Origin of the sequence: Pseudoalteromonas sp. MB47, from assembly GCF_011319765.1 — a bacterium.
Taxonomy (GTDB): domain Bacteria; phylum Pseudomonadota; class Gammaproteobacteria; order Enterobacterales; family Alteromonadaceae; genus Pseudoalteromonas; species Pseudoalteromonas simplex.
This window is the reverse complement of the sequence record NZ_VFBD01000013.1, coordinates 63,845-77,313: the sequence shown is the minus strand read 5'-3', so window position 1 is coordinate 77,313 and position 13,469 is coordinate 63,845. Positions and strand designations below refer to the sequence as shown.

At 39.2% G+C, this 13,469-nt stretch carries 7 protein-coding genes; 1 reads left to right on the top strand and 6 read right to left on the bottom strand.

The genetic code is table 11. The annotated features are described in order from the left end of the window. Nucleotides 1–21 precede the first annotated feature (21 nt). From IMPJCBKJ_RS08005 to IMPJCBKJ_RS07995, 3 genes are all read right to left on the bottom strand, one after another. Nucleotides 22–900: a peptidylprolyl isomerase gene (locus IMPJCBKJ_RS08005; RefSeq protein ID WP_166339722.1), complete on the bottom strand. Its 879-nt coding sequence runs from the start codon at nt 898–900 to the stop codon at nt 22–24. Nucleotides 901–991: 91 nt separating this feature from the next. Continuing rightward, nucleotides 992–4,678, bottom strand: coding sequence for a translocation/assembly module TamB domain-containing protein (locus tag IMPJCBKJ_RS08000; protein WP_166339720.1), 3,687 nt, complete (start codon nt 4,676–4,678; stop codon nt 992–994). Next, the gene (locus IMPJCBKJ_RS07995) at nt 4,678–6,405 is read right to left on the bottom strand and encodes an autotransporter assembly complex family protein (protein ID WP_054553667.1); all 1,728 of its coding nucleotides are present in this window, start codon (nt 6,403–6,405) and stop codon (nt 4,678–4,680) included. Before IMPJCBKJ_RS07995 ends, IMPJCBKJ_RS08000 begins: the two co-directional genes overlap by 1 nt. Before the next feature lie 171 nt (nt 6,406–6,576). Between IMPJCBKJ_RS07995 and IMPJCBKJ_RS07990 the strand changes: the two genes are divergently transcribed. Beyond that, nucleotides 6,577–6,909, top strand: coding sequence for a ribonuclease E inhibitor RraB (locus IMPJCBKJ_RS07990; RefSeq protein ID WP_054553668.1), 333 nt, complete (start codon nt 6,577–6,579; stop codon nt 6,907–6,909). Between the two features lie 25 nt (nt 6,910–6,934). On the opposite strand, the gene IMPJCBKJ_RS07985 is transcribed toward IMPJCBKJ_RS07990, so the two are convergent. The 3 genes from IMPJCBKJ_RS07985 to IMPJCBKJ_RS07975 all read right to left on the bottom strand — a co-directional run bounded on the left by IMPJCBKJ_RS07985 (nt 6,935) and on the right by IMPJCBKJ_RS07975 (nt 13,365). Then, the gene (locus IMPJCBKJ_RS07985) at nt 6,935–8,680 is read right to left on the bottom strand and encodes a DEAD/DEAH box helicase (protein ID WP_166339718.1); all 1,746 of its coding nucleotides are present in this window, start codon (nt 8,678–8,680) and stop codon (nt 6,935–6,937) included. A 69-nt stretch (nt 8,681–8,749) separates the two neighbouring features. Next, nucleotides 8,750–9,055: an H-NS histone family protein gene (locus tag IMPJCBKJ_RS07980; RefSeq protein WP_054553670.1), complete on the bottom strand. Its 306-nt coding sequence runs from the start codon at nt 9,053–9,055 to the stop codon at nt 8,750–8,752. Between the two features lie 110 nt (nt 9,056–9,165). Further along, nucleotides 9,166–13,365, bottom strand: coding sequence for a transporter substrate-binding domain-containing protein (locus tag IMPJCBKJ_RS07975; protein ID WP_166339716.1), 4,200 nt, complete (start codon nt 13,363–13,365; stop codon nt 9,166–9,168). Nucleotides 13,366–13,469: the final 104 nt, after the last annotated feature.

Below are 13,469 nucleotides of genomic sequence, written 5' to 3'. Positions count from 1 at the left end.
ATCTATCAGGTGGTCATGGCTTTATTTAATCCGTTCGGTTGGAATTGGCATTGCACACACATCGATAAAATTGGGGCTTTCAACAAACCACGCTTCTACTCGGTTTTTACGTGCTTCAATGAGGGCTTTAAATGCATTTGAGTCTGTTTTCATCACCCGAAATTCACTGTTATCAGTGTCTTTAATATCTGCTAATACTTGCATATCGGTGATGGGGTTAAATGCCTGACCTTCAGTGGCTGTTCGCTGCAATAAATTAAAGTGTTCCATGCCTTCTAAAACACGACCAAACACGGTGATATTACGGTCTAAATAGCGCTGGCTATTGCCAATGGTTACATAAAATTCGGTACCACCCGAATTGATATCATTATCGCGGGCCATGGCAAAGACCCCTGGGCAATGTACTTGCCATGTTTCTGTTTGGCTTTGGTTTTGTGCCACAGCAAAGCCATTTAAAAAGCCCGTTTTAGTGGCATAGCCATCAGGCCCTTTAAGCTCTGTAATCGCTAAAGGCGTCTTTGTGCGTAGATAAAACTCAGCAGGTAACCCTTTTTTGGCATTTTTAACGGGTTTACTTTCGCTAGCATCCCCGCCCTGCGCGACAAACCCTTCAACAAATCGATACACACTTAAGCCTTGATAAAACCCTTCTTTGGCAAGCTGTCGCATGTTATTTGCGTGAATGGGCGCTAATTCATCGTTTAGTTCGATATAAGCCGCACCCGTAGGTAAGGTTAATTTAATGACGTTTTCGGCACTGACTTTTCGCCACTCACTACTACTTGCGGTCATAATGATTTCGCCAGCAGAACGTTTTTGACTAGTTTCTTTTGCATCAACATCAATTGGTGCAGCTAAGAAGGCACCAAGGCATAAGGTTAATAGACTTAATTTCATTATTATTATCTTTTAAGTAATTGACAATTCAGCCTATTAACTTAAACCTAAATAAGCAAGTAAAAGCGATGTTTAATCACAAGCGTAGGTATTAGTCCCAATCAAACTTGTAAAGAATATCAACATTTTGATTCAAGCCACTGGTCACCTCAATATACAGTTGCGACAGCAGTTGATAGCGAACCGCCACTTCACTTAATGAATCAAAAATACCGACACTGTATTTAACTTGAATACCTGGAGTAACATAGCCAGATATTTCAACTTTAGTGTCATCGCCACTACCACTTGAACTTAAACTGACATCTGACAAACCAAAGCTTTCGCCAATCTTAGAAACCATTCCTTCACTACGGTTAACACCTTGGGCAAGCAATAATTGAGTGAGCATCGCATCGGTCGAGCTATCTCCTTCATCAAGAGGTTGCCCATTTAATAAATAAGCCAATGCTTGTGCTTGATCCATCGCAGGCTCTGAGAATACTTTTAACGAAGGTTGTTCAACATTACCTGTTAAGGTAATACCTGCAATCACGCCATTCGAGGTGTTATCAGGGTTACGAATTGCCTTAATATTTAGGTAAGGCTTCTCAATTGAGCCGCTAAAACCAACTTGTCCAGTTCGGATTATCAAATCTTGGCCAAATGCGCGGTAGGTGCCTTGAACAAGGTTCAATTCACCCGTTGCTATCATCGGTGTAACTTGGTCCATGCTGATGTTGATGTCGCCTTCAACTTTCGACTGTAAGCCAAACGAGTCAACGCGCACATCATTTTCAACCAACACCTTTAAGTTAATAGCATAATCAAAAGGGACTTTTTCTGACTGTTGCTGCTCAATATCAACAATGACTTCATCATCGCTGACTTGCACAGCACCTTCTGGCAGCTCTTCAATGGCGATACGCCCCCATGGCACGACGACTTGGCCATCAAGATTAAACGCATTATCTTTCAACGACATAGTTAAATCTGGAGACACTTTAAAGGTAACATCTTGCTGAGCACGAACAAAAAACTCTTTACCATTTAACTTCACATCAACGTCTGGTAGTTCTTGCTGCCAATCAATCCCACCTGACAAATCGAGCGCGCCTCCTTCAGCATCTTTGAGCTCCCCCTTGAGCGTTGCACTTTGATTATTAAAGGCAATGTTCACATAAGAGTTTTGCAGCGATACAGGCAAGGTTGCCCCTTCAAGATTGATTTTTTCGACATCAAAGTCACCATTGAGTAATGGTTCTTTCAAGGTGCCTGCAATAGCTAATCGGCCTTTAATGTCGCCTGTTAATTGCTCAAGTGACGAAATAAAAGGCCGTAAGTTTGTTAACTCAATTTTCTCAATAACCAAGTCGCCCGCTAAGTTCTGCTGATTTTGAATATCATCAATGTTGAGCTCGGACGTCACTTTACCTAACACAGAGGAGTCAAGGGTAGCATTAAGTTTACCAACTTGCGCGTCACTCATTGCCGAGACCTCTAAAACCTCGACTGGTAATTTATAAACATTTGCCCCATCAATTAAAGATGCTTCTAGCTGCTGAGTTTTGATATTGGCACGGATGGTTTTTAATGCGCCATTATTCCAATTAGCAACAAACTCCCCGTTTGCATCGCCAGTTACTTTCAAGTTATCGGGTAAGAAGTGTTTAAATTCAGCAATAGATAACGCAGCAAGCTGTGCATTTAACTGACCTAATTGTTTAGTTTGCTGCAAGGTCTCAAAGCATAGTTTTGAGTTATCGCTTTGCCAGCAATGCGCGCCTACATTAAAGTCAAAGGTTTTGGTATTCACTTGAATATTAACTGGCTTATTAGTGCCAAAGCGCACCTGATTATCAGTAACAAGAATTTGACTTAATGCACCTTGCCAAGTTTCTTTATTAAATTTACCGTCAACATCGAATGATGCCTTGCCTTGATCTGCATCGAGTAAAAAAGTTAAATGGTGATCTGTTTTATCGCCACTGGCATCTAACTCAATTTGATTAATTTTGTGCTCTGCGATCGATGCGGAATCAAGTACCAGTGATACATCCGTTTGCCAGTTTGCGGCGTAATCAAATTGCCCTTTTAATGTTAAACCGTCAACCTGAATATCTTGATAACTCAAGGTATTCAGGACTAAACTTAAATCAACAGTAGGCTCAAGACGCTCTCCACGCAAACTCAGATCAGCAAAGCCCTTGCCTTGCATAGGCAAAACATCTTGATCACTTGCATCTAAACGCAATTTACCGTCGACACGCCATACTTTATCCACCTGTCCCGATAACGCAATTTCATTTTTACCGCTTTTTATTTCAAGTTTTTTAAAACTTGCATGCAAGCTACTATCAAGCTCAAAATCCGACAACAAAGTCACTGGAATTTGATTCACAGAGCCATTTAATTGCGTGTTATCTAACGCAAGCTGCCACTCACCTGCCTGTAAGTTAAATGAACCATTGAATTCACCAGATAAATCACTACTAAGAGCATCCGTTAAATATTGGGCTTTTAAGTGGCTTAAAGCCCCTTTAAATTCGCTTTTTACCCCATTCGACCAATCAACAGATGCGTTAATATCTGCTTTACTGTCATTAGCATTGAGGCTTAATTGCTCAAGTTTTGCATTTGTTAAACTACCCTGTAATTTTGATTTCACAGTCATCTCAGGTAATGCGTCTAGTTGCGTGACTAAACTCAAATCGACAGCATAAGCATCGGCATGGCCTTTGGCTTTTAAATCAAAGTCCGATAATTGCAGCTGCTGTGTGTCTGTGGCAATTTGCCACTTTGCTATCTGGCCTGTTAAATCAAATGGGTAATTTGTTTGTTTTAGATTCACAGCCCCTTTTAACTGTGCAGGATATGTTCCTTGCGTTACTAAACTTAACTTTAAATCCGCAAGCGGGCCTGAAAGCGACAGATTAGCTTGATGTTCAGTGCTTTTTACAGACACGGCCCCCTCAATAGTGTTTTCACCAGAAAGCTCAGCCGTTAAATTAGTATGCAATTGCCATTGCTGATAGCTTGCAGCAAGCTTTTTAAGATTAATATCGCTCTCTTTGGCTGAGGCAACCAATTCAATATTTTCAATAAGCTGAGCCTGTTCTGCGCCATAAGGGGTAATGGCAACTTTACTTATTTGAAATTGCTTTAGCTCAACATCAATCGGGACCCTAATATCAATTGCGGGCAATGCTGGCAACTCAGTTAATGGGGCTGATTTAGGCTGCTCTTTTGTTTCGTGCAGCATTACAGCAACATCAGCAATAGTCAGTGTATCCACTGTTAAATCCGTTGCTTCGCCGCGAGCACTTAAGTTTAGTTTGTTGACTGTTACATCGGCACTTGGGTGCGCTAGATTAAAGCGATTAATTGCAACACGCTTAACAACGACCTTCATAGGTAAACTAATTTGTGTGACTTGCTCAACATTAGGTTCTGTTTCAGTGCTCTGCTCAGTTGATGCTGCCTGATTTTTAATATTTAAATCAATCGATTGGGCGCTTAAATTATCAAGACAAACCCCATCACAACGCCACCAAAATAAATCAATTTTTAGCTGCTTTGCATCAAACTTGATGCTTTGATTTTCAAAGTGAACATCAAACGCATCGTTATATAAAAAACGACCAGATGGCAACTTGATTGATAAGCCATCAACTAACTTATTCGCCGTGAATGCAATAAAGTGATTACCAGGCGCGGTGAATAACAAACAAAACACAATAACTAGCAAACTTGCCAGCGTAATTAATAGAACCTTGGTTATCTTTTTTAACATCTTCATTAGATTTCAGGCCCTATGGTAATACTTAATCGGGTACTTTTACTTTCTTTTGTTAAACCCCAAGCATGGTCGATACGTACAGGACCAACCGGTGTTAAATACCGAAAACCAAAGCCAGCACCGACTTCGACGCGGTCGCTAAAATCATTTGTTGCGGTACCACTATCGACAAATAAAGCTGCTCGCCAATGCTCGGCAAATTGATAGTTATACTCAATTGTACCGCTTATTAAGTATTTACCACCAATTAAACGACCTTGTTCATCTTCAGGTGAAATAGATTCATAAGCAAAACCACGGACACTTTGATCCCCCCCCGCATAGAAACGAAGCGATAACGGTACGTCATTAATATCTTCAACCAGCATGGCACCTAAATTAGCTCTTAAGTACAGTAAATGACGATCGGCGAAGGTATTCAACCATGCGTTTTGCAGTTGTAAACGTAGGATATTAGTTGAAGACATCATGTCCTCTAACCCAAATTCAGCTGACAGCAGCCATTGGTACCCCTCGTAAGGAGTCGTTCCGCCCTCAGTGTCTTTTTTGGCGTAGCTGATACCCGGCATCAACATTTTTGCACTTTGTTCTTCTTCTCCAATTCGGTAGGTTTCATAATCACGGCGGATAAATGCGGTTCGAACCCAATCATCTTCGGTTAGCCACTGGCGCTGTAATTGGCCAGTTAAAATTTTACTGTAAAGGTCATTTGTTACACCATCTTCGAGTTTATAGCCTAACGAAAAACGCCAAAGATCATCATTAGGGTCGTCTACTGGGACGGTATAACCTAGCGAAATATCTTGCTGCCTCTCTGACACATTTAAGTTGCTTTCAAGATAATGACCGTCTTCCGTTATCCATGGCTTAGTCCATTTAAAGCGAACTTTTGGGCCAAAATCTGTATTAAAACCGCCACCCACTTCATAGCTATTGGCTGGTTTATGTAATACATCAACATTAACAGGCACTTGATTGTTTTTACGTTTTGCAATGTCTGCATACACACGGACACTGGCAAAATAAGGGGTGCTCGACAGTGCTAGGTTGTAATCAGAAATGTCAGTCGCTTTATATGGCTGACCTTGTTTAAATTCAGCCAGCGAGCGAATGTATTTTTCAGCCGGGGTCTCAGTACCAATAGTGATATCACCAAACTGATAACGAGGCCCAGTATCGACATTAAAAATAATCTTTGCGCTATTATTTTTTAGCGATACCGCCAATTTATGCTCATGCCATTTTGCATCAAAATAACCTAAGTCTAATAGTTGGCTTTCGATGCGCTTTCTCGCGGCCTCATATTTGCCGTGATTTAAAAAGTCACCTTGTTTGATTTTGATGCTGTTGACGGCAGACATAAATTCGGCGTCATCTTTACCGGCACCTGTAATGGTTACATTGATATCTGCGATTCGAGTAACAGGACCACGCTCAACATCGACAATTAATAGCTGTTGTGCGTTATCAAAACTAATTTTGATAGTCGGCTTATAATAACCAAGCGCTTTTAAACTCATTTCTACTTGGCTTTTAGCATGACGCTTTAATGCCTTTGAGGTTTTTTCATCAATTAGTTGCTTAATGTAAAGCTCAACGTTTTTTTCGAGCTCACCACTGATCCCCTGAATTTTGTAATCTTTAATAACAGTTGAGGCACTAATGGCGTGCTGGCTGTATGAAAAGCAGAAAAAAACAAAGACAAAAAAGAAATGCCGAGTATACAAAAAATATCCTTACTTTTTTGGAAGAGTCATAATCTAAAATGAGTACAAAAAGATACTAGCACAGTGCCATAGCCACTGACATAATTGAAATGTTAAAATTAGTACGCGTTAAACAATTATTTTCGCTACAATAGCGGATAATACCTAGATTTATAATGAACGAGCGACTAAATGCACTTCCCTGATGACGAAAACGGTCAATTATTAGCTGAAATTGCTGACGCTGGTGTTGATTTAACCAGTATGCAAACTATCGATTTCTATATTCTTTTTGAACAAAAGCCTGAAGCAGAGAAATTTGCTAAAGCGATAACAAGTGATGAGCTTGCCCCTTCAACAGAATTAACCAAGTGCCCAGATACAGGGGTGTGGGAAGTAATTACCCGTGTGAAGATGGTGCCAGAACACACCTTACTTAGCCAAACAGAACAATACTTAGAAAGCATCGCTAATGGCCATAATGGATATGGCGATGGCTGGGGTTTAATGGCCGAAGAAGAATAAGCCACTCCTACATCTCGTAAGGGGATCAACTTAGTTGATTCGCCTTACGAAAACTGCCCTGATAATCAAAAAGCTTTTCTGCCACTTTCCAACCGTATTTTTTATTTTTACGCGCAATCACAAAATCGGGTGCAAGTAGTTGCTGTTGTAAATTAACAACCTGCTCCGCGCTTTGCCAATCCATTGGGGTAAAACCGGGTGCTGCTCGTTTACCAAACTGCTTATTAAAAATAAATCGCCCGGTGTCATTTGCTAAGTTAAAAACCTCATCACAACTAGCTCCATCTTCATCATAGTAGCTAATTTTAAGTAAACCTTTTGCGAGCAACTGTGCCGACAAACCACTACACCTTAATACCAAAGCATCTTTTAAATTAAGCGCTTCCCGCAGTTTATCATCAGGGTCTGCCATCATGGCACCACAAGACTGACACTGCCTTGCTGCAATGTCATTTTGCTCACCACACTGCTCACATTCTTTAAAACGAAAACGATAATCACACTGTATTTGCTCTTCACCATCGTCCAGCAAGCCTTGGCAGCGCCTACCAAAATGCTCAATCACTTTGCCTTCGCCATCAGTTTTACCCCAAAAAATATTCGCAAATCCACAGCCAGGGCATAGCACTTGAACTGGCTCATTATCACTTTGCGCTTTTTTACTCCCTACCTCTGGGTAGAACAAATCAAAGCCATTACCAGCATAATCAATAACTAAGCAGTCTTTTTTTCCTTCGCTTAAACGAAGGCCTCGACCCACTATTTGTTGATATAAACTGACAGATTCGGTGGGCCGTAAAATCGCAATATAATCAACGTGAGGGGCATCAAAGCCCGTCGTGAGTACGGATACATTAACCAAATACTTTATTTTTTTGGCTTTAAATTGATTAATAATTCGATCACGCTCGTTATTATCAGTATCACCGGTGATAAGTGCCGTACTACCCTCAGGTAAGTAGCCAGTAATTTCTTTGGCATGCATCACGGTTGCAGCGAAGATCATCACACCATGACGCTGTTCACTGTACTCTATTACTTGCTTGATAATGGCTTTTGTCGCGCGGGTGCTGTCTTTTAATAACGCATTCATATTCTCAATGCCGTAACGACCAAATGAATCACTCGGCAGTGATGAAAAGTCATAATGGCTAATAGCTGCATCGACTTCATGAGGCGGCGTTAAATAGCCGTTTTTGATCATATAGCGCAGCGGTAACTCAAAAATACACTTTTTAAATGGTGCGTCTTTATCACCTCTAACAAAACCATGATAGTGATGATGATAAACCCAGCCCATTCCCATACGAAATGGTGTTGCAGTTAAACCAAGTACTTTAAGATTGGGGTTTTGTTTTTTTAGACTCGTTATCACCTGCCCGTACTGACTTTGTTCATCACCACTGACACGATGACATTCATCAATGATCAACAAAGAGTAAGCATCTGTAAGCTTATCGGTATTACGTGCCAATGATTGCACACTCGCAAAGGTCACTTGCTCCGTTAATGACTTTTGTTTTAACCCCGCAGAAAAAATACTTGCCTTAAAGCCAAAGCTAATATACTTCTCGGCGTTTTGTTCTACCAATTCTTTAACATGCGCAAGCACCATAATTTTTTGTTTGGCAATACGCGCAAGTTCAGCAATAACCAGGCTTTTTCCAGCCCCTGTTGGTAACACAATTAGTGCTGCGTCATCTGTTTGTCGAAAGTGAGCAACCGTGCGCTCTACGGCCTCTTGTTGGTAGGGTCTGAGTACGTACTTCATGTTATCGGACTATAATCGACATAAAAAAGGGAAGCATACGCTTCCCCTGGTATTCTTTAAAGCAAAAAATTAAGCAAGGTGTTTTGTTAAATCGACACCTTGGAATGCTTTAGGTCGTTTACCACGGCCTGTCCATTCTACAATTTCGCCATTAAATTCGATGCGGTACTTGGGTTTAACCTTAGTGCGTTTGTCTGTTGTTACTACATCCTGTAGATCTTCTAATGTAAGTCCTTTTTCTTTTAGTAAATCGAGTACCTCTTTTTTAGCTTCTTGCTGTTGAGTATATTTCTCGATAGCTGTGTCGATTAGCTGTTTTGCTTTTTCTAATTCAGATAATGACGCAGATTTTACAAAAGATCGGATTTCTTTCATTGAGAGCTCTCTTTAATATTAAAGTTAAGTAAAATGTATAAACATGAGTTAGTATATGCCCTATTCATAAAATAATCTATTCGACTCTAATTCTTTATCCTAACTTTTTATTATACCCATGCTCTGATCTGAACAATGACGTCTTTTAACTCAGTAATTAAATCAATAACAATGGCAGTATCATGATTATCAATAAACGTCTTTTCCGTATCTACAATTAGTTTTGAGATAGGTGGATATTGAAGCATGACAAGCGCTCCTTTCAGTTTATGAATAGCAGCAGACACTTTATCCAACTCATCACTATTGAGGTGATCTTCTAACGTACTCAAATCATCCTGCAAACTATTTATAAATACCTCTGCCAACATTTTTGCATCACTTTCGTTACCAAAAACATTAAGCCAATGCTGTATATCTTTGATCCCTTGCAAACTTACATTCTTACTATCTGTAATAATGTTTTCATCGTCTTTATTAAGATCAATAAATTCTGCAAGCCGATTATACAATTCATTAAGTTTATACGGCTTAAACAAAACACTGTTCATGCCTGAGCTGAGAGCTATATTTAAGCAGGTCTTAGAGTCATCTGCAGTAAAACCGATAATTGGCAAGTTCTGGAATTTTTCTATCGTCCTGATCTGTTCGGCTAACTTAAAACCATCTAAGTGAGGCATATGGCAATCTGTTAAGAGTAGATCAAAGTCCCCTTCTTCAAGCGCCCTTAAAGCAGCTAATCCATCCTCGACCATTACAGCTTTTATACCTAATTTTTGACATTGTTTTTCAAGTAATAATTGATTAGTTTTATTATCTTCAGCAATTAAAATCTGGCCATATAAATGCGCTTTATCTGGGCTAATTATATCTAAGGTGGTATGAATATTATTAAGTAGCTCTCGTAATGAATCGGGATAAAGTGGTTCGATAGGTAGTAAATGACAATTACAATCATTTACTTGTTGAGTATTTCGGCTTGATGGCACAATAGTATACTTAGCAGCAATGCCTGCTTTTTTAGCACGCCACTGCTCTCCTAGTAACTCAACCATGTATTGCTCATCAATAATTAAATTTTCAGTCTGACTAAGTTCAGATAACTCCAAGGGCCAATCAAGTATGGTATGTTTGACTGCCATGGTTCCAAGCAGCCGGACCAGCTCTTCACTTTTACTACAAACAATCCAATACCCAGATGATGTGCTTAATTGAGGCTTTTTAGTATGTTGCAATGGGATAGATAAATAAACATGCGTCCCCTTGCCGTATGTGCTAGACAAAGTGATACTGCCTTGCATCGCGTCAACCAGCTGTTTTACTAGCGCTAAGCCTAAGCCTGTTCCGCCAAATTGGCGTTGAAAAGAGTTATCGGCTTGCTCAAATGGTTTATAGATTTGAGCAAGCTCTTCAGTTGTCATCCCCTTACCGGTATCTGTAATTGTGATATTTAACAACTGTTTCTCAAACTTTACCTCGCAAGTTATTGAGCCCTGACTTGTGAATTTAACTGCATTACTTAGTAGGTGTGATAAAACATGCATTAAATGATTAATATCAACCGATGTCGATGTGTAAGCAGCAGTCAGCCAATTTAAATTGAAATGAAGTCCCTTCTGTTTAGCCTGATGTTCATGTGCTCGTAGAATGCGACACAAATGAGTTTCCAAATCAACATTCTCAACCACTACTTCGATGTTACCCGTACTAGTGTCTGCAAAATATAGAATATCATCAACTAAACCTTGTAGTTTAGTTACTGAAACCTCAATGTGTTCGATTAAAGTAGATTGCTCACTGTCTACTTGTGATGATTTTAAAAGCTCAATAAAACCATTTACCCCAGATAAAGGTGTCCTTAATTCATGACTCATCGTCGCAATAAAACGACTTTTAACTAAATCAGCTTGAAGCGCCTGTTGGTTGGCCTTATTTAATTCAACTTGATGATGTTTGAGTAAGCTAATATCTAATAAGATACCATTCCACCTAACCCCTTGTTGTATGTCATTGCCTTTTGTTTGTGCATTGGCAATATAACGGCACCAAACTTTTTGGCCAAGATTATTAATTCTAAACTCAATATCAATCATGCCTTTGCGCTTACTTGCTTGCTTAAAGGCTTTAGCTATTTGCACCCGGTCTTCATCAACAATACAAGGGGAAATACATCCGGTCATACCGCGGCTATTGAGTTGTCTTGATGTTACCCCCAATAAACTTTGCGCCCCTTTGCTAATATAGGTATAACACCCTTCACCATTATCATAATATTCATACTGAAATACCCCGCCAGGGATAGTATCAGTAATCGTTTGTAATAATTGTTGAACCGCTTGGTTTTCCCTTTGAAGGTTATGATGTTCAGTCAAATCAGTGATGACGGTCATAATCCCAGCCAACTGACCATCAACTCCAAGATATGGCTTTTTAGTGTAGAGAAGCTCAAGCTTCTTTCCTACTTTATTGGTAAAGTTCATTTGACGATTAAAAACTTTTCCAGAGTGCAAGCTTTGCTTATTCTGCGTCAATAACTGGCTAACTTGTGCTAACTCGTCACGTAAATACCGTTTTTTTTCGTCCCATAAATGAGCAAAATTATCCTTATAGGCTTTGTTCCACATTATCCTTTTTTGCTCAGAATCTTGTATCACTACCATTGTAGGTAAATCATCGATGAGTTTTTGAGTGAAGTTCAATTTACTTAACGCAACTTGCTCAGCCTCTTTTCGTTTTGAAATCTCACGGTTTATGGTAATCCGCCAGCTAACAAAATAAATAATCGAAATACAGATAAGAATTAAGGTTAAAATTGCAGTTGTATTAACGGTGGTTTTGTCATATCCACGCTCGATATTAAAAATACCATGACGATTGACAATATGATTGAAGTCATTGCTCGTTAGTGTTTTGAAAAGGCTTTCAAGTAAACTGACTAATTCAGTAAAGTTTTTATTCACAAGGAAATAGATCGGCTGATTATATCGGTATTTAGGGTTGATATAAAATTCGCCTATGTAAAACTGATTTAATTGATATGCCGCAATGCTTTGCGGTAAGATAACACTATCAATCGTGTCGTTCCTCAAAGCATAAAAAAGTGTCACAATTGAGCTAAATGACACCGTTTCTAAATTCTCAGCACTTGGCAGCTTCTTTTTTGGATCTGCAAACAGATCTATATAACCAATACGCTGAGTTTTACTCGAACGTTTAGAAATTAAAACCATTTCTACGCTTACGTGCGGCGGTAAAGCAATCAAAACACCTTCATTAATTCTTGTTGGTGTCATCGTCGGAATGAGATCGATCTTATTCGCTAAAAATAATCTTTCTAATTCTTTGGAATTTGCAGCAGGGATATATTTAAACTGGAACCCACTTCGTTCAGATAGTAACTCAAGGGTATCATTTAAATAGCCTGTAGCTTCGCCAATTTGATTTGTGTCATTAATTGGAAACAAACCATCAATAAACGAGAACGTAAGTAAATAATTATTGTTGCCTTTCACACTTACTTTATTGAATTCACGTTTGAATTGACTATAGGCTTTTGCGGCCAAATATTCTTCACTTGCCGAACTTTCCCATAATTGTTTCGTGGTTGGAGAGATAGATGCTAAAAAAGAATTAACTTGATTACGTAAAGCCGTCTTCTGTTGGTTGAACATGACATGAAATGTTTCACTAGAAAGCCAGATAGGACTTACAACTTTAAGACCGTCTTTACCACGATTTTTTAACTGATGAGACAAAACTGAATAATCACCTAAAAAAGCATCAAATGAGCCATCCGCCACTTTTTTAAACGCATCATCTGGTTTTATAAAGCGATTTATATAAAGCGCCCCATTTTCTGCTAGATATTCGCAATGCGAACTCCCAGTGATACAAACCCATCGTAAACTAGCAAAGTTCTTTAAGGCACTATTCGCAATAGATTGATTTACAACTATTCCTCGAGGACCTTCCATAAAGGGTGTTGAAAATAAATAATGTTTTTTACGTTGCGTGGTTTTATTCAATCCAACCGCAAAGTCTATTTCACCAGCTTTAAGTCCGTCCAGAAGCTCGTCAAGACTGTCGTAAACTCGGTACTCTAAATCGGCACCAGCTAAACGCGCTATTTCGTTACTGTAACCAACAATTACACCAGTATATTGACCATTTGCGTCTTGGGTGTGATAAGGAAAAAAATTATAACTTACGATACCCGCTTTGAGTTGCGTCGCAGAAGCAATACAAGAGAATAAAAGCGTAATAGCATAGAGGTAAAAGAGAAATCGTCGTTTCAGAACTAAACCAAGCAAAAGTAAATAACTAGATACATTCTAGCAGTGAAATTTAAATACTCAATTTTTGTTTAAAACTAGCTACTATAAAAATTAACAAATAGATGATTCGATACAGACGT